The 16,793-nt window shown below is 72.4% G+C and carries 16 protein-coding genes; 5 read left to right on the top strand and 11 right to left on the bottom strand.

Translation table 11 applies throughout. From position 1 onward, the window contains the following. Positions 1-9: 9 nt before the first annotated feature. Positions 10-1,722, bottom strand: a complete 1,713-nt coding sequence (locus NYO98_RS08130; protein WP_268111081.1) for a nitrite/sulfite reductase — start codon at positions 1,720-1,722, stop codon at positions 10-12. 300 nt (positions 1,723-2,022) lie between these two features. After that, complete coding sequence (locus NYO98_RS08125; protein ID WP_268111079.1) at positions 2,023-2,631, bottom strand: DUF5701 family protein; 609 nt, start codon at positions 2,629-2,631, stop codon at positions 2,023-2,025. A gap of 102 nt (positions 2,632-2,733) precedes the next feature. On the opposite strand from NYO98_RS08125, the gene NYO98_RS08120 reads away from it, so the two are divergent. Beyond that, positions 2,734-4,170 (top strand): glycine hydroxymethyltransferase, encoded by a 1,437-nt coding sequence (locus NYO98_RS08120; RefSeq protein ID WP_268111078.1) that lies wholly within the window; start codon positions 2,734-2,736, stop codon positions 4,168-4,170. A gap of 199 nt (positions 4,171-4,369) precedes the next feature. Here the strand turns inward: NYO98_RS08120 and NYO98_RS08115 are convergent, their stop codons facing one another. Beyond that, the gene (locus tag NYO98_RS08115; protein ID WP_268111077.1) at positions 4,370-5,254 is read right to left on the bottom strand and encodes a DUF559 domain-containing protein; all 885 of its coding nucleotides are present in this window, start codon (positions 5,252-5,254) and stop codon (positions 4,370-4,372) included. Positions 5,255-5,386: 132 nt separating this feature from the next. Further along, positions 5,387-6,574, bottom strand: coding sequence for a glycogen synthase (glgA, locus tag NYO98_RS08110; protein WP_268111075.1), 1,188 nt, complete (start codon positions 6,572-6,574; stop codon positions 5,387-5,389). A gap of 73 nt (positions 6,575-6,647) precedes the next feature. Here glgA and glgC point away from each other — a divergent pair, with 73 nt between their 5' ends. Then, complete coding sequence (glgC, locus tag NYO98_RS08105) at positions 6,648-7,901, top strand: glucose-1-phosphate adenylyltransferase (RefSeq protein WP_268111074.1); 1,254 nt, start codon at positions 6,648-6,650, stop codon at positions 7,899-7,901. Here the strand turns inward: glgC and NYO98_RS08100 are convergent. The 4 genes from NYO98_RS08100 to NYO98_RS08085 are packed head-to-tail and all read right to left on the bottom strand — an operon-like array spanning position 7,898 to position 10,229. Next, positions 7,898-9,145 (bottom strand): RNA polymerase sigma factor, encoded by a 1,248-nt coding sequence (locus NYO98_RS08100; RefSeq protein WP_268111073.1) that lies wholly within the window; start codon positions 9,143-9,145, stop codon positions 7,898-7,900. The genes glgC and NYO98_RS08100 overlap by 4 nt on opposite strands. An 8-nt stretch (positions 9,146-9,153) precedes the next feature. Beyond that, a complete protein-coding gene (locus tag NYO98_RS08095) occupies positions 9,154-9,507 on the bottom strand; it encodes a YciI family protein (protein ID WP_268111072.1) in 354 nt (117 codons plus the stop codon). After that, a complete protein-coding gene (locus NYO98_RS08090) occupies positions 9,504-9,866 on the bottom strand; it encodes a YciI family protein (RefSeq protein ID WP_268111070.1) in 363 nt (120 codons plus the stop codon). Before NYO98_RS08090 ends, NYO98_RS08095 begins: the two co-directional genes overlap by 4 nt. A gap of 12 nt (positions 9,867-9,878) precedes the next feature. Next, entirely contained in the window at positions 9,879-10,229 is a 351-nt protein-coding gene (locus NYO98_RS08085) for a YciI family protein (protein ID WP_268111069.1), read from the bottom strand. A gap of 179 nt (positions 10,230-10,408) precedes the next feature. Between NYO98_RS08085 and pgm the strand changes: the two genes are divergently transcribed. Beyond that, complete coding sequence (pgm, locus tag NYO98_RS08080) at positions 10,409-12,052, top strand: phosphoglucomutase (alpha-D-glucose-1,6-bisphosphate-dependent) (protein ID WP_268111068.1); 1,644 nt, start codon at positions 10,409-10,411, stop codon at positions 12,050-12,052. On the opposite strand, the gene NYO98_RS08075 is transcribed toward pgm, so the two are convergent. The 3 genes from NYO98_RS08075 to NYO98_RS08065 form a co-directional block, all read right to left on the bottom strand. Next, positions 12,033-12,389: a hypothetical protein gene (locus tag NYO98_RS08075; protein ID WP_268111067.1), complete on the bottom strand. Its 357-nt coding sequence runs from the start codon at positions 12,387-12,389 to the stop codon at positions 12,033-12,035. The genes pgm and NYO98_RS08075 overlap by 20 nt on opposite strands. Positions 12,390-12,555: 166 nt before the next feature. Beyond that, the gene (locus tag NYO98_RS08070) at positions 12,556-12,870 is read right to left on the bottom strand and encodes a hypothetical protein (RefSeq protein ID WP_268111066.1); all 315 of its coding nucleotides are present in this window, start codon (positions 12,868-12,870) and stop codon (positions 12,556-12,558) included. A 95-nt stretch (positions 12,871-12,965) separates the two neighbouring features. Beyond that, a complete protein-coding gene (locus NYO98_RS08065; RefSeq protein WP_268111065.1) occupies positions 12,966-14,615 on the bottom strand; it encodes an acyl-CoA dehydrogenase family protein in 1,650 nt (549 codons plus the stop codon). A 109-nt stretch (positions 14,616-14,724) separates the two neighbouring features. Here NYO98_RS08065 and NYO98_RS08060 point away from each other — a divergent pair, with 109 nt between their 5' ends. Both NYO98_RS08060 and NYO98_RS08055 read left to right on the top strand, forming a co-directional pair. Continuing rightward, positions 14,725-15,699, top strand: a complete 975-nt coding sequence (locus NYO98_RS08060) for a YihY/virulence factor BrkB family protein (protein WP_268111064.1) — start codon at positions 14,725-14,727, stop codon at positions 15,697-15,699. Further along, positions 15,692-16,789, top strand: coding sequence for a potassium channel family protein (locus NYO98_RS08055; protein ID WP_268111063.1), 1,098 nt, complete (start codon positions 15,692-15,694; stop codon positions 16,787-16,789). The genes NYO98_RS08060 and NYO98_RS08055 overlap by 8 nt, the downstream gene beginning before the upstream one ends. The last annotated feature ends 4 nt before the right edge of the window (positions 16,790-16,793 follow it).

Raw genomic sequence — 16,793 nt, 5'->3', positions numbered from 1 at the left:
GCTCGCTCATCAGGCCGACACCGGCTCCCCGCGCAGCAGGACCTCGTCGGCACGGGCCACCCAGGCGGCAAACCGCTCGCCGTCGGTCCGGTCCTGGAGGTACGCGCTGACGACGGCCGTGACGTAGTCGTCGAGGCCGGCGCTGGTGACCTTGTGGGCGCGGAGCTTGCGACCCATCGCGGGGTTCAGCCCGAGCGCGCCACCGAGGTGCACCTGGAAGCCCTCGACCTGCCGGCCGTCGGCGTCCATGACGAGCTGGCCCTTGAGGCCGATGTCGGCGACCTGGGTGCGGGCGCAGGCGTTGGGGCAGCCGTTGACGTTGACCGAGATGTCGGTGTCGAGGTCGGGGAAGCGCTTCTCGAGCTCGGTCACGAGCCGGCGCGCACGCTCCTTGGTGTCGACGATCGCGAGCTTGCAGAACTCGATGCCGGTGCAGGCCATCGTCGAGCGGCGCCAGTTGCTGGGTCGGGCGGTGAGGCCGATCTTCTCGAGGTCGTCGGCGAACGCCTCGGTGTCCTCGGCGGCGACGCCGATCACGACGAGCTTCTGGTACGCCGTCAGCCGGGCGCCGCGGGCGCCGTAGCGCTCGACGAGGTCGCCGAGCGCGCTGAGCGTGGTGCCGTCGATGCGTCCCACGACGGGGGCGGCGCCGACGTAGAACCGGCCGTCCTTCTGCTCGTGGATGCCGATGTGGTCGCCCTGGGCGATCGGCGCCTCGGGGGAGGGGTTGTCGACGAGGGAGCGGTGGAGGTACTCGTTCTCCAGGACCTCGCGGAACTTGTCCTTGCCCCAGTCTGCGAGCAGGAACTTCAGGCGGGCCTTGGAGCGGAGGCGCCGGTAGCCGTAGTCGCGGAAGATCCCGGCGACGCCCTCCCAGGCGTCGGCGACCTCGTCGAGCGGGATCCAGACCCCGAGCTTGTGGGCGAGCATCGGGTTCGTGGACAGGCCGCCACCGACCCAGAGGTCGAAGCCCGGGCCGTGCTCGGGGTGGACGGTGCCGACGAAGGCCACGTCGTTGACCTCGGGCGCGACGTCGTGGCTCGGGTGGCCGGTCAGCGCGGTCTTGAACTTGCGCGGCAGGTTGGAGAAGGCCGGGTTGTCCAGCGCCCGGCGCTTGATCTCGGCGAGCGCCTCGGAGCCGTCGATGATCTCGTCCTTGGCGATGCCCGCGACGGGGGAGCCGAGGAAGGGGCGCGGGCTGTCGCCGCACGCCTCGAGCGTGCTGAGGCCGACCGACTCGAGCCGCTCCCAGATCGCGGGGACGCTCTCGATCTCGATCCAGTGGTACTGGATGTTGTTGCGGTCGGTGATGTCGGCGGTGTTGCGGCCATAGGTCGTCGACACCTCGCCCAGCGCCCGCAGGGCTGCTGCGTCCAGGATCGCGCCGTCGGTGCGCACGCGCATCATGAAGAAGCGGTCGTCGAGCTCCTCCTCCTCGAGCTGGGCGGTCTTGCCGCCGTCGAAGCCGGGAGCGCGCTGCGTGTAGAGGCCCATCCACCGGAAGCGGCCGCGCAGGTCGGCCGGGTCGATCGAGTCGAACCCGCGGCGCGAGTAGGTGTAGAGGATGCGGTCCCGCACGTTGAGCGGGTCGTCGTCCTTCTTGGACTGCTCGTTCTTGTTGAGCGGCTCGGTGTAGCCGAGCGCCCACTGACCCTCGGCGCGCTTCGGGCGCGGGATCTCGGTGTGCTGGGCGGCCTGGGGCGTGAACCGGAGGTCAGGCATGGTCAGGAAAGTCCTGTTCGCTGAGGAGTGCCGCGCGCGACGGTGAGCGCGGAAGGGGATGCAGGGGCGGCGTCAGCGATGCCAACAGGTCGCGCTGCCCACGCGCATGAGGTCGACGTGACGTCGGACCACAAGGTGTGCGTGGGTGGAAGCGGTGACCATGTCAAGAAGTCTCAGGGGTTGGACACGTGTTCCACAAGGCGAAATCTCGTCATGTGGGATGGCCTGCCACGATGTGAGACGCCTGGAATCCGGCTCCGCTGGGAGACCCCGGAGAGTGCGGCCCAGGTCACACCGTGGTTACGCGCGAGTACGCCGTTCGCAGGACCCGATCCCCAGCCACGTGTGGCGGTTGCCCCACCAGCACCAGCCCAGCTTGGGCGCGTTCCTGCGCTCGCGGCCGTCCCGTCCGGTGCCGTTGCTGATCCACAGCGCCGGCGTGCGGGCGTCGTACGTCCCGTCGGCCCGCCGCAGCCGTGAGCCGGGCGTCATGAAGCAGGCGTTGCGCTCCAGGACGCCGGGGTGCTGCAGCACCCAGTGCAGTCCCTCGGCCAGGGTCAGCGGTGAGCGGCCGGCGGCCAGGACCTCGGGCACCGACTCCTGGGGCGTCCGGTTGGCGAAGTCGTCGCCGCGGTCCGGCCCCACGACGACGTACGGCGCCGCCGGCACGTCCACGGTGGGGGCGAAGTGGTCCACGTCGGTCATGTCCTCGACGACGAAGCCGGGCTTGTCGCCCAGGGTGAGCAGCGGAGCGAGCGCCGAGGCGGGCGCGGAGGTCACCAGCAGGGAGTGCGCGGCGGGGGCGGAGGCGGCGGCGTCGTGCAGGAGATCGGCGGGGATCCCGGCGAGGTCGTGGACGCCGAGACGGACGAGCCGCTCGGCCTGGTCGGCGAGGGAAGGGAGGGCCACGAGTCATCAACGGACCGGGTCGCGCGGGCGTTCCCGCCGGGTGGTGTCCAGCGGCTACGGCCCCGACGGCGTCGGCGCCCGGCGGCCTCTAGGCTGTGGCCCATGACGGACTCCCTGATCAGCAGTGCGTACTCGCAGGCCCTCGAGGTCATCGCCTCGGTCGAACCCCGCATCGCGGAGGCCACCCGCCAGGAGCTCGCGGACCAGCGGGCCTCGCTCAAGCTGATCGCGTCGGAGAACTACGCGTCGCCGGCCGTCCTGATGACCATGGGCACGTGGTTCAGCGACAAGTACGCCGAGGGCACCGTCGGGCACCGCTTCTACGCCGGTTGCCAGAACGTCGACACCGTCGAGTCGCTCGCCGCCGAGCACGCGCGCGAGCTCTTCGGGGCGCCTTACGCCTACGTCCAGCCGCATTCCGGCATCGACGCCAATCTCGTGGCGTTCTGGTCGATCCTCGCCAACAAGGTCGAGTCGCCCTATCTCGAGAAGATGCAGGCGAGGAACGTCAACGAGCTCTCCGAGGCCGACTGGGAGGAGCTGCGCCACGAGTTCGGCAACCAGCGCCTGCTCGGCATGTCGCTCGACGCCGGCGGCCACCTCACCCACGGCTTCCGCCCCAACATCAGCGGCAAGATGTTCCACCAGCAGCAGTACGGCACCGACCCCGGGACCGGGCTGCTCGACTACGACGCCGTCGCCGCCAAGGCGCGGGAGTTCAAGCCGCTCGTCCTCGTCGCCGGCTACTCCGCCTACCCGCGCCGGGTGAACTTCGCCAAGATGCGCGAGATCGCCGACGAGGTCGGTGCCGTGCTGATGGTCGACATGGCCCACTTCGCCGGTCTCGTCGCGGGCAAGGTCTTCACCGGCGAGGAGAACCCCGTTCCCTACGCCCACATCACCACGACCACCACCCACAAGTCGCTGCGCGGCCCGCGCGGCGGCATGGTGCTGGCGCAGGAGGAGTTCGCGGCCGACGTCGACCGCGGCTGCCCGATGGTGCTGGGCGGCCCGCTGTCGCACGTGATGGCGGCCAAGGCCGTCGCGTTCGCCGAGGCACGGACCACCGAGTTCCAGGACTACGCCCAGCGGATCGCCGACAACGCGAAGTCGCTGGCCGAGGGCTTCCTGACCCGCGGTGCAACCCTGGTCACCGGCGGCACCGACAACCACCTAGTCCTGCTCGACGTGTCGTCCTTCGGCCTCACCGGCCGCCAGGCCGAGTCGGCGCTGCTCGACGCCGGCGTCGTCACCAACCGCAACTCCGTCCCGGCCGACCCCAACGGCGCCTGGTACACCTCCGGCATCCGGCTCGGCACGCCCGCGCTCACCACCCGCGGCTTCGGCCACGACGAGTTCGACACCGTGGCCGAGCTGATCGTCGACGTGCTGGCCAACACCGAGGCCGGCACCACCAAGGCCGGCGCCCCCAGCAAGGCGTCGTACGTCCTGGGCGACGGAGTCGCCGACCGGGTCACCAAGCGCTCGTCCGAGATGCTCGACCGGCACCCGCTCTACCCCGGACTCGTCCTCAGCTGACCGGCTCGCTCCCCGGCCGGGTCGCCGGGAAGCGCACGTGGACGGGGTCGAGGTCGACCTGCCAGGCGCGCCACCCGAGGTAGACCCCTCCTGGTCGATCCACGGTAGACCCGGCGCCGCCCGCCGGGCATCCCCGATCCGTCGTAGGCGCGCGGACCTCGGGCCGTCGATCGGACCGACCGTTCGCGCTCGTCGGCCGTCACGCGGGGAGGACGCGCGCCGACGCCCGTTGGGTCCGTTCGACGGTCGCCCGCAGCACCGCGCGGACGAAGTCCGGGTCGTGCATCACGTCCTCCCACGAGAAGCGCAGCACGGTCCAGCCGTTGGCGACCAGGAGGTCGTAGCGCCGTGCATCCCGGCGCAGCGCCGTCCGGTCTCCGTGCCACTCGAAGGAGTCCGCCTCGATCACGATCCGCAGGTGCCGATCGACCAGGTCTGCCCGGACGCGCAGGCCGAGCTCGCCGGTGATGCGCACCTGCGGAACGACCTCGAGCCCCGGGACGTCGATCGCGATGGCACGGAGCACCGACTCGAAGGGGTTGTCCGACCGGCCGTCGGCGTGCGCGGCGACACGTCTCAGGCGGGCGGAGCCGGGCCCTCGCGCAGCCTCGGCCGTCGCCCGGAGGTGGGCGACGGGGAAGCCGTCCCGCAGCGCCGAGTCGGCGATGGCCAGCGCCTCGTCGAACGGCAGCCGTCGACCGCACATCGCGAGCGTGGTCAGCGCGTTGGTGGCCAGCCCCTCGACCTGGGTGTCGTGCAGGTCCGTCCAGGTCACCGCAATGCGGGTCCGCACGGCGGCGTCGATGCGCCGGTCCTTGGGCACGGCGATCTGGGGCACGGCGGGCACCACCTTGACCTTCCAGCCGTGGGCGAGAGCCGCCGAGACGAGGCACACGTGGCCCGTGACCGTCAGGGCGAGCTCTGTGCCCTCGTGGACACCGGGGACGGCGTACCGGCCCCGATTGACCCTGACGAGCTCTCCCGCGGTCAGTGCCGACTCCAGCGCGCGTCGCGACGTCAGGCGCACGAGCATGTCGCGCGTCGCCACACCGCCGAGCACCGGCATCAGGTCCGCGATCTCCATCGGTCCAGCGTGGCGCAGCCCCGGGGCGGCAGGGCGGTCCTCCACAGGGCCGTCGTACGGACCGAACGCGTGGGCACGGACGCACCCACGCGGGCCGGACGGGACCGGACGGTGGTTCGGTCCGATCGACCGTCAGACGAGCGAGCGGTAGAGGTCGAGGGTGCGGGTGGCGATCGAGCCCCAGCTGAAGGACGCCTCGGCGCGGCGGCGCCCGGCGACGCCGTAGGCGCGGGCGCGGTCGGGGTCGGAGACGGCGTCGGTCAGGGCGGCGGCGAGGTCGGCGACGTAGCGCTCGGGGTCGAGCGGGGTGCCGGTGCCGTCGGTGGCCTGCTCGATCGGGACCAGCCAGCCCGTCTCGCCGTCGACGACGACCTCGGGGATGCCACCGGTGGCGGTCGCGACGACGGCGGTCTCGCAGGCCATCGCCTCGAGATTGACGATGCCGAGCGGCTCGTAGATCGACGGGCAGGCGAAGACGGTGGCGGCGGTCAGCAGCGCGACGACGTCGCGTCGGGGGAGCATCTCGGCGATCCACACGACACCGGAGCGCGTCGCGGCGAGGTCCTCCACCAGGCCGCGGACCTCGGCCTCGATCTCGGGGGTGTCCGGGGCGCCCGCGCACAGCACGAGCTGGACGTCGCGCGGCAGCGCGGCAGCGGCCCGGAGGAACAGCGGCAGGCCCTTCTGCCGGGTGATCCGGCCGACGAAGATGACGCTCGGCCGGTCGGGGTCGACGCCGAGCTCGCGCACCCGGTCGGGGTCGGCCACCGGCGCCCACTCGGTCGTGTCGATGCCGTTGTGCACCACGTGGACGCGCGCGGGGTCGACCGAGGGATAGCTGCGGAGCACGTCGTCGCGCATCGCGGCGCTGACGGCGACGATGCCGGCGGCGCCCTCGTACGCCGTCCGCTCCGCCCAGCTCGACAGGGCGTAGCCGCCGCCGAGCTGCTCGGCCTTCCACGGCCGCATCGGCTCGAGCGAGTGGGCGCTGACGACGTGGGGGATGCCGTGCATCAGCCCGGCGAGGTGGCCGGCCATGTTGGCGTACCAGGTGTGCGAGTGGACCAGGTCCGCACCGTCGCAGTCGTCGACCATCGCGAGGTCGACGCCCAGCGTGCGGATCGCGGGGTTGGCCCCGACCAGCGACTCCGGCTCGGCGTACGCCGTCGTGCCGGGCTCGGAGCGCGGCGCCCCGAAGCAGCGCACCCGCGCGTCGACGTCGGGCAGCACCCGGAGCGCGCGCACCAGCTCGGCGACGTGCACGCCCGCGCCGCCGTAGACCTCCGGTGGGTACTCCTTGCTGAGGACGTCGATGCGCATGAGCCGAACCTAGCCGCAAACACTGGCCCCGAGGGAGGTCGACCGCGCCCCCGCGGACGGCTAGTTTCATGGCATGTCAGTCACGCCGAGTCGCAAGAAGGTCCTCGCCGTCGTCCTGGCAGGGGGTGAGGGAAAACGCCTGATGCCCCTCACGGCAGACCGGGCCAAGCCCGCGGTGCCCTTCGGCGGGATCTACCGCCTGATCGACTTCGCCCTGTCCAACGTCGTCAATTCCGGCTACCTCAAGGTCGTCGTGCTGACCCAGTACAAGTCGCACAGCCTGGACCGCCACGTCACCACGACCTGGCGCATGTCCCAGCTGCTCGGCAACTACGTCACCCCGGTGCCCGCCCAGCAGCGCGTCGGCAAGCGGTGGTACCTCGGCAGCGCCGACGCGATCTACCAGTCGCTCAACCTGCTCACGGACGAGCAGCCCGACATCGTCGTGGTCGTGGGCGCCGACCACGTCTACCGGATGGACTTCGCGCAGATGGTCGCCGACCACGTCGAGTCCGGAGCGGGCTGCACGGTCGCCGCCATCCGCCAGCCGATCGACCTCGCCGACCAGTTCGGGGTGATCGACGTCGACCCCGGCAGTCCCCAGCGGATCCGGGCGTTCCTGGAGAAGCCCACCGACCCGGTGGGCCTGCCCGACTCGCCCGAGGAGGTCCTGGCGAGCATGGGCAACTACGTGTTCGACGCCGACGCCCTGCGCGACGCGGTGACCCGCGACGCGCAGCGCGAGCAGTCGAAGCACGACATGGGCGGCGACATCGTGCCGTGGTTCGTCGACAAGTCGGAGTCCGCGGTATACGACTACAAGGACAACGAGGTGCCCGGCGCGACGGACCGTGACCGCGGCTACTGGCGCGACGTCGGGACGATGCGCTCCTACTACGCCTCGCAGATGGACCTCGTCTCGCCGCTGCCGGTCTTCAACCTCTACAACACCGCGTGGCCGATCTACACCAGCTACGGCCCGCACCCGCCCGCCAAGCTGGTCGAGGGCGCCAGCGGCGCGACCGGGTCGACGTTCAACTCGATCCTCTCCCCGGGCGTGGTCGTGAGCGGCGGCACGGTCAACCAGTCGGTGCTCTCGCCGGCGGTCTGGGTCAAGGACGGTGCCGAGGTGTCCGACTCGGTGCTGATGGACGGCGTCCGGATCGGCGAGGGTGCGGTCGTGCGCAACGCGATCCTCGACAAGGGCGTCGTCGTGCCGCCCGGCGTGCAGATCGGGGTCGACCAGGACGCCGACCGGGCGCGCGGCTTCGTCGTCGACGAGGGCCTGACCGTCCTCGCCAAGCAGCAGCCGGTGCCGGAGGGCTAGGCGCTCGGGAGAGCGTCGCGCTGGGCGAGGAGGAACGCCGTCTCCACCTCGTTGCGGCACGCCGCGATGGCCTGGTCGTACGCCGCGCGCGCGGCGTCGACGTCCCCCGCGCGGGACAGCAGCTCGGCCCGCACCGCCGCGGGCCGGTGGCTCTCGGGGACCTCGAGCCCCTCGAGCGCGTCGAGGCCGGCGGCCGGACCGTGCTGCTCGGCGACCGCGACGGCCCGCGCCAGGCGGGCCGACGGGGTGGGCGCCACCTGCAGCAGCACGTCGTAGAGCCCCACGACCCGGTCCCAGCGCGTCTCCTCGGCCGAGGGCGCGGTGGCGTGCTCGGCGGCGATCCGCGCCTGCAGGACGTACGACGCCGCCAGCGGGGTCAGCGGTCCGGCGAGCCGGGGCCGGGCGAGCAGCCGCGTCGCCTCGGCGACCTCGTCGTGGTGCCACCGGGTGCGGTCCTGGTCCGCGAGGAGCACCAGCCGGCCGTCGCAGATGCGGGCGTCGCGCCGGGAGTGCTGCAGCAGCATCAGTGCGAGGAGGGCCACGAGCGCCGGCTCGTCCGGGCACAGGCCCAGCACGACGCGCACGAGCCGGATGGCCTCGCCGGACTGGTCGGCGCGCAGCAGGTCCGGGCCGGTGCCGGGGGAGTAGCCGGCGGTGAAGGTGAGGTAGGCGGTCTGCGCGACGGTCTCGAGGCGATCGGGCAGCGCGCCGGCGTCGGGCACGGCGAACGGGATGCCGGCCCCGACGATGCGCTTCTTGGCGCGCGTGATCCGCGCCGCCATCGTGGGCTCGGGCACGAGGAACAGCCGGGCGATGTCGGCCGTCGGGACGCCGAGGACCAGCCGCAGGCTGAGCGCGCTCGCCGCCTCGGGGGCCAGCGCCGGGTGGGCGCACATGAGCACGAGGCGCAGCACGTCGTCCTCGACCAGGTGGCCGGCGTCGGCCATGGTGCGTGCTCCTTCCTGGTGGTGCTCGGCGTCGACGAGCAGGAGCGGCTGCTTGCGGCGGGCCACGTCCTCCGTGCGGAGCCGGTCGAGCACCCGGCGGCGGGCCGCGGTCATCAGCCAGGCGGCCGGGTTGGTGGGGACGCCGTCGGTGGGCCAGGTGCGGCTGGCCGCCTCGACGGCGTCGCCCAGCGCGTCCTCGACGAGGTCGAGGCGGCGGAACTGCTTGAGGAGCAGGGCCACCAGGCGGCCCCACTCCGCGCGCACGACGTCGGTCAGCGCGTCCTCGGCGTCGGTCATGCGCGCCGTCAGCCCATGTCCACCGCTGGCGAGACCTGGATGTCGTACGCGGGCAGCACCCGCAGCAGCTCCAGGAGCCCGTCGAGGTCCGGGGCCTGGACCAGGTAGAACCCGCCCATCCCCTCCACCGCCTCGGCGTAGGGCCCGTCGGTGACCTGCACCCGGCCGTCACGCGTGCGGACGGTGGTCGCGGCCTCGGGGCCGGCGAGTGCCTCGCCCGCGAGGATCTCGACGCCGTCGCGGGCGGCACAGGCCGCGTCGAACTCGCCGAACTTCGCCATGGTGGCGGCCTGCTCCTCGGGCGTCTGCTCGGTCCAGACCTTCTCGGCACCGTCGTCCATCAGCAGCACGAGGTACCTCATGACGGCCGGTCCGCGGGGTCGACGTTGGGCCGCACCTCGATGCCGTCGCCGGTCGCGGCGATGATCTGGCAGCACTCCAGGAGGCCGTCGTAGTCGTCGGTCGCGATCTGGTAGTAGCCGCCGACGCTCTCCACCGACTCGGCGTAGGGGCCGTCGACGACGGCCCCGCCGCCCTTCGGGATGGATCGCGCGTCGGCCGTGCTCGTCAGCTCGCCCCCGCCCACGATCGTGTGCCCGCCCTCGGCCAGGGCCTGGTTGAAGCGGGCGTACTGGGCGTAGCCCTCCTTGCGCTCCGACAGGGACATGGACGTCCACCACCGGTCGGTGTCGCCGATGATCAGCACGGTGTACTCAGCCATCTCGTTCCTCCTTCACTCCGCCAGCTTGCGCAGCTCGATGTGCTCCCCGCGCGAGGCGAACCGCTCGCAGGCGGCCCGCAGGTCCGCCTCGTCCTGCGAGTCCACGAGGTAGAAGCCGACCACCTGCTCGGCGGTCTCGCTGAACGGTCCGTCGGTCACCAGCGCGCCGCCCGCACCGTCCGGGCGCATCGACGTCGCCTGCGCCGAGGGCTCGAGCGGGCTCACGGTGACCAGGGTGTGCCCCTCGGTCGCCAGGTCGTGCTGGAATTGCTGGTGGGAGCGGTGTCCCTTCTCGTGCTCCTCGGGCGGCAGGTCGGCCCACTCGGCCTCGGGGGCGGGCAGCAGGATCAGGTAGCGGCTCATCGCCGGTGGCTCCTTCAGGTCGCGGGCCGCTGGGGTGCGGCCTCACCACTGTGACGGACCGGCACACCCCGGATCGACACCCGACACGGCACTTTCTCCGGCCGTCCGGCGTCGTCCACGGAACGGCGTCGTGCCGGGGGTCTTGCCCAACCCACCGCGCGACCCGACAAGATGGGCCCATGGCCACCCACGAGAGAGCCGGACAGCCCGCCCGCACCGAGGACCTGGTGGACGTCTCCCACCTGGTGACGGCCTACTTCGACCTCGAGCCGGATCCCGACGACGTCTCCCAGCAGGTGGCCTTCGGCACGAGCGGGCACCGAGGCACGTCGCTCACCACGTCCTTCAACGAGGTGCACATCGCCGCCACCACGCAGGCGATCTGCGACTACCGCCGCGAGCAAGGCTACGACGGCCCGCTCTTCGTCGGCCGCGACACCCATGCGCTGTCCGAGCCCGCCTGGGCCACGGCGCTCGAGGTGCTGGTGGCCAACGACGTCACGGTGCTGGTCGACGACCGCGACGGCTTCACCCCGACCCCCGCGGTCAGCCACGCGATCCTCCGCGCCAACCAGGGGCGGACGACCGGCGCCGGGCTCGCCGACGGCATTGTGGTCACCCCCTCGCACAACCCGCCCCAGGACGGCGGCTTCAAGTACAACCCGCCGCACGGCGGTCCGGCCGACTCCGACGCCACCAGCGTGATCGCGGCCCGCGCCAACGAGCTGATCCGCGGCAACATCGCGGGCGTGCGGCGGGTCTCCTTCGCCAAGGCCCGCGCCGCGGTCGGGTCCTACGACTTCCTCGGCACCTACGTCGACGACCTGCCGTCGGTGCTCGACCTCGACGCGGTCCGCGATGCTGGGGTGCGCATCGGCGCCGACCCCCTGGGCGGCGCCAGCGTCGCCTACTGGGGCGAGATCGCCGAGCGGCACCGGCTCGACCTGTCGGTCGTCAACCCGCTCGTCGACCCGACGTGGCGGTTCATGACGCTCGACTGGGACGGCAAGATCCGCATGGACTGCTCCTCGCCCTACGCCATGGCGTCGCTGGTGGGACGCAAGGACGAGTACGCCATCGCGACCGGCAACGACGCCGACGCCGACCGCCACGGCATCGTCACCCCGGACGCCGGGCTGATGAATCCCAACCACTTCCTCGCCGTCGCGATCGCCCACCTGTTCGGCGGCGCGCGGCCGGGATGGTCCGCGGACACGCGCATCGGCAAGACGCTGGTCTCGAGCTCGATGATCGACCGCGTCGCCGCGTCGATCGGCAAGCCGCTGGTCGAGGTGCCGGTCGGCTTCAAGTGGTTCGTGCCCGGCCTGATGGACGGGTCCTTCGGCTTCGGCGGCGAGGAGTCGGCCGGGGCGTCCTTCCTGCGGCACGACGGCTCCACCTGGACGACCGACAAGGACGGCATCCTGCTCGCGCTGCTCGCCAGCGAGATCCTCGGCGCGACCGGGCGCACGCCGAGCCAGCACTACGCCGCGCTGGTCGAGCAGCACGGCGACCCGGCGTACGCCCGCATCGACGCCCCGGCCGACCGCGAGCAGAAGGCGAAGCTCGCCGCGCTGTCGCCCGACGACGTGTCGGCGACGACGCTGGCGGGGGAGGAGATCACCGGCAAGCTCACCGAGGCGCCCGGCAACGGTGCCAGGATCGGCGGGCTCAAGGTGACGACGGAGTCGGCGTGGTTCGCCGCGCGCCCCAGCGGCACCGAGGACGTCTACAAGATCTACGCGGAGTCGTTCCGCGGGCCCGACCACCTGGCCCAGGTGCAGGACGAGGCGCGGGAGGTCGTCAGCGCGGCGCTGCGCTGAGGCCGGGCAACACCTCGTGGGGCTGCTCGCCCCGGGAGGGCCGCGGCACCGTCACCGGGCCCGCCTCGATCGGCCCGCGCTCGGTCCCCCCGTGCGATCGGACGGTGCCGTCGGGGTGCTCCATCTGGGCGCGGCGGAACCTCACGGCCGTGACCGCGTCGAGCCGGACCAGGGCCTGCCCGTCGCCGTCGTCGAGCACCGCACCCATGCCGTCGCAGCCGATCACCCGTCCCTGCAGCCAGCTCCCCGTCACCAGGACGCTGACCTCGGCACCGGAGTCCTCCGCGCGCCGCAGCAGCGTCCCCACGCTGAGCATGGTGCTGGAGATCTTCGTCATCCTCCACCTCCCCCCAGGCATCACCCACACGGTGTGGGTGCGGCGAACCTAGGGGCGTCCGCGGTCGTCGTACGACGACTGGGACGAGGGTGGGACGAGGGTGGGACAGGACTTCGACGAACCTACGAGGAGCCTGCGGGACAGAGCACCGACTGGTGTGGACCAGTCAGCCGCCGACCGGACCGGCCTCGATCGGGTCGCGCCGGCGGCGTCCGTGGGGTCGCGCCGCCTCCTCGCCGCCCACCTCGGAGCCGGGGTCGTCGATGTCGGAGCGCGAGAAGCTCACCGCGACGATCGCGTCGAGGCGGACGAGCACCTGCTGGGTGTTGCCGTCGTCGAGCACCACCCCGAGACCGTCGGCGCCGACGATGCGGCCGTCGAGCCACGTCCCCTGCACCAGCAGGCGCACCGGGGCGCCGGCGTCCTGCGCGTGCCGCAGGAGCGTGCCGACCGTGAACAACGTGCTGCCCTTGCCCGACATCCGGGACTCCTCTCGACCGCGCCCACGCTACGGCGTCGGAGCCGCGGAGGGGACGCAGGGGTCAGGACTGCCCTGACAGGGCGCTCGGAGCGCCCTCAGAGGTGGGGCGTCGCCCGGTCCACGACCTCGCGCAGCGACCCGCTGTCCAGCATCCCGAACGTGCCGCCGTACGTCGTCCCGAACCGGCTGCCACAGAACGCGTCGGCGACCTCGGCGGGGGCGAACCGCACGAGCAGCGACCCCTGGAGGCAGGCCGCCATCGGGCCGGCCAACCGGCGGGCTCCCGCCTCCAGCCCGGCACCCTCGCCGAGGAGGGCGAGCGTGTCGTCGACGGCCCGGTCGAGCCGGCTGTCGGCCCCGCGGGCCGCGCCGACCTCGGTGATCCACGCCTGCAGCACCTCCGGCTCGCGGCCGAGCGCCCGCAGCACGTCGAGGGCGTTGACGTTGCCCGACCCCTCCCAGATCGAGTTGAGGGGCGACTCCCGGAACATCAGCGGGAGGCCCGAGTCCTCGACGTAGCCGTTGCCGCCGAGGCACTCCAGCGCCTCGGCGACCATCGCCGGGGTGCGCTTGCACACCCAGAATTTCGCCAGCGGGAGCGCGATGCGGCGCAGCGCCACCTCGTGGGCGTCGCCGGGCCGGTCGACGGCGGCCGCCAGCCGCATCGCCAGGGCCGTGGCGGCCTCTGACTCCACCGCCAGGTCGGCGACGACGTTCTGCATCAGCGGCTTGTCGACGAGGAGCCCGCCGAACGCCGAGCGGTGGGCGACGTGCCACGACGCCTCCGCCAGCGCGTGGCGCATCAGCGCCGCCGACCCGAGCACGCAGTCGAGGCGGGTGGCCGCGACCATCTCGATGATCGTCCGGACGCCGCGGCCCTCGTCGCCGAGCCGCTGGGCGAGCGTGCCGGTGAGCTCGAGCTCGCTGGACGCGTTGGACCGATTGCCGAGCTTGTCCTTGAGCCGCACGACGTCGATGCGGTTGCGCGTGCCGTCCTCGAGCACGCGGGGGACGACGAAGCAGGTCATCCCGCCGTCCGCCTGCGCGAGCACGAGGAAGACGTCGTTCATCGGAGCGGACGTGAACCACTTGTGGCCGTCGAGGCGGTACCAGCCGCCGTCCGTCGTCGGTGTCGCGCGCGTCTGGTTGGCGCGCACGTCGGAGCCGCCCTGCTTCTCCGTCATGCCCATCCCGGCCAGCGCCCCGGTCTTGGTCGAGCGGCTGCGGACGCCAGGGTCGTAGGACCGCGCCGCCAGCAGCGGCACCCACTCCTCGGCGATCGCCTCGTCGGCCCGCAGCGCCGGCACCGCGGCGTACGTCATCGAGATGGGGCACCCGTGCCCGGGCTCGGTCTGCGACCACGCGAAGAAGCCGGCAGCGCGGCGCAGGTGGGCGTGCGGGTCGCCCGCCGCCTGCTGCTCCCACGGCGCGGCCTGCAGCCCGTGACCGACCGCGCGCTCCATGAGCCAGTGCCACGACGGGTGGAACTCGACCTCGTCGACGCGGTTGCCCCAGCGGTCGTACGACGCCAGCTCGGGGTGGTGGCGGTTGGCGAGCATCCCGTGCTCGCGCGCCTCCGCGGTGCCGGCGTCGGCGCCCAGCGGGGTGAGCTCCTCGACGAGCGCCGCCGACCCGTGGCGGGCCAGCGCCTCGGCGAGGGCGAGGTCGGAGGTGACGACGTTGTGCCCGACGAGGGCGGGCGCCTGGTTGGTCGCGGTGCGGACGTCGGAGCCGGGGGTGCTCATGCCGCCACCGTAGAGGCCCCCGGGCCAGCGGGTGACGAGGACCACGTCACCGGCCGAACCGCCGCGCGGGTCCGGTCCTTCCGGGCACCCGGTCGATAGCGTGGTCGGCATGGTCGAGGCGCGCGAGGACACCCCCGCCCCGCGCCGGGCAGAGGTCCTGCTGCGGCGGTGGCGCGAGCACCTCTGGCGCATCGTCGTCACGACCGTCGGCTCGTGCCTGCGGCACCGGGTGACCGGGCTCGCCGCCGAGGCGGCGTTCTTCGCGGTGCTGTCCGTCCCGCCGCTGATCTTCGCCCTGGCCGGTGCGGTGGGCTTCGTGAGCGAGCGGTTCACCGCGACCCAGGTGGAGGACGTGAGCAACGCCGTCCTCGAGGTCTCCCGCCAGGCGCTGACCGACCGCGCGGTCGACCGGATCATCGCGCCGACGCTGCAGGAGGTGCTGGACGGCGGGCGCTACGACGTCATCTCCATCGGCTTCGTCCTCGCCCTGTGGTCGGGCTCCCGGGCGCTCAACGTCTTCGTCGACACCATCACGATCATGCACGGCCTGGGCGGCCACCGGGGGATCGTGGCGACCCGGGCCCTGTCGTTCGTGCTCTACGTGCTGGCGATGGTGACCGGCGCGGTGAGCATCCCGCTGGTGGTCGCCGGGCCGACGCTCGTCGACCGGGTACTGCCGGAGCGGCTGGACTTCGTCAACAGCCTCTACTGGCCGGTCGTGCTCGTGCTGTGCATCTGCTTCCTGGCCACGCTCTACCACGTGTCGGTGCCGGTGCGGACCGCCTGGAGCTTCAACCTGCCCGGCGCGGTGTTCGCCCTCTTCTGCTGGATCGCCGGGTCCTACACGCTGCGCTGGGTGCTCACCGTGACCGCGGCGGAGTCGCGCTCGATCTACGGACCGCTCGCCGCGCCGATCGCCGTGCTGCTGTGGCTCTACCTGCTCGCGCTGGCCGTGCTCATCGGAGCCGCGGTCAACGCCGCCTTCGACACGGTGTTCCCGCAGAAGAGCACGACGCGGGCCCGGCTGGAGCTGGTGCAGCGGCTGCGGGAGCGGATCAGCGTGCGAGACTCCGACCGTGCGTGACGACAACGTCCACCCCAGCGTGGGGCGGGTCTCCCTGCCCGACCAGACCCGGTCGCCGTGGTGGGAGCTCAGCAGGCGCCTGCTCGCCGCCCTGGCGATCCTGGTCGGCACGGTGCTCCTGGTCTACTTCGACAGGTTCGGCTACATCGACGGCAACGACCCCACCGGTGAGGTCAGCTTCACCGACTCGATCTACTACACGACCGTCACGCTCAGCACGACCGGCTACGGCGACATCGCCCCCGTCACCGACCAGGCCCGCCTGGTCAACGCGTTCGTCATCACGCCGGCCCGTATCGCCTTCCTCGTCCTGCTGATCGGCACCACCCTCGAGGTGCTCGCCTCGCAGGGACGAGAGATGTTCCGGGTCTCCCGGTGGAGGAAGAGGAAGATGGACCAGCACGTCGTCGTGGTCGGCTACGGCACCAAGGGCCGCAGCGCGATCGAGACCCTGCTCAACAACGGCTACGAGCGCAGCTCCATCGTCGTGGTCGACCCCGACGCCATGGCGATGGAGGAGGCCAACCGCGACCAGCTCGTGGGCATCGCCGGCGACGCCACCCGCCGCGGGGTGCTGCGCCAGGCGGGAGTCGAGAAGGCGACCCACGTCATCATCACGACGGACCGCGACGACTCCAACGTCCTCGTGACCCTGACCGTGCGCCAGGTCAACCCCGACGCGTGGATCGTCGCCTCCGTCCGCGAGCACGAGAACGTGCCGCTGATGCGCCAGTCCGGCGCGAACTCGGTGATCACGTCCTCCGACGCGGTCGGCCGGCTGCTCGGGCTGTCGTCGATGTCGCCCATGCTCGGGTCGGTGATGGAGGACCTGATGACCTACGGCGAGGGGCTCGAGGTCGCCGAGCGCGAGCTCCTGGTCGCCGAGGTCGGCAAGCAGCCCCAGCGGCTGCCCGACCAGGTCATCGCCGTGGTGCGCGACGAGAAGGTCTACCGCTACTTCGACCCCGTGGTCTCCCTGCTCGCCCGCGGCGACAAGCTCATCGTCATCAGGCCGGCGAAGGAGCTGCCGTGGGCGCCGCGACCCGGCACCCACGGCGAGGAGCTGGCCGACGAGGACGACCAGGCGTGACCCT

Origin of the sequence: Nocardioides pini (genome assembly GCF_026712185.1) — a bacterium.
In the GTDB taxonomy this organism is placed as follows: domain Bacteria; phylum Actinomycetota; class Actinomycetes; order Propionibacteriales; family Nocardioidaceae; genus Nocardioides; species Nocardioides pini.
The sequence above is the reverse complement of the archived record's forward strand: the minus strand, read 5'-3'. Positions and strand labels throughout refer to the sequence as shown.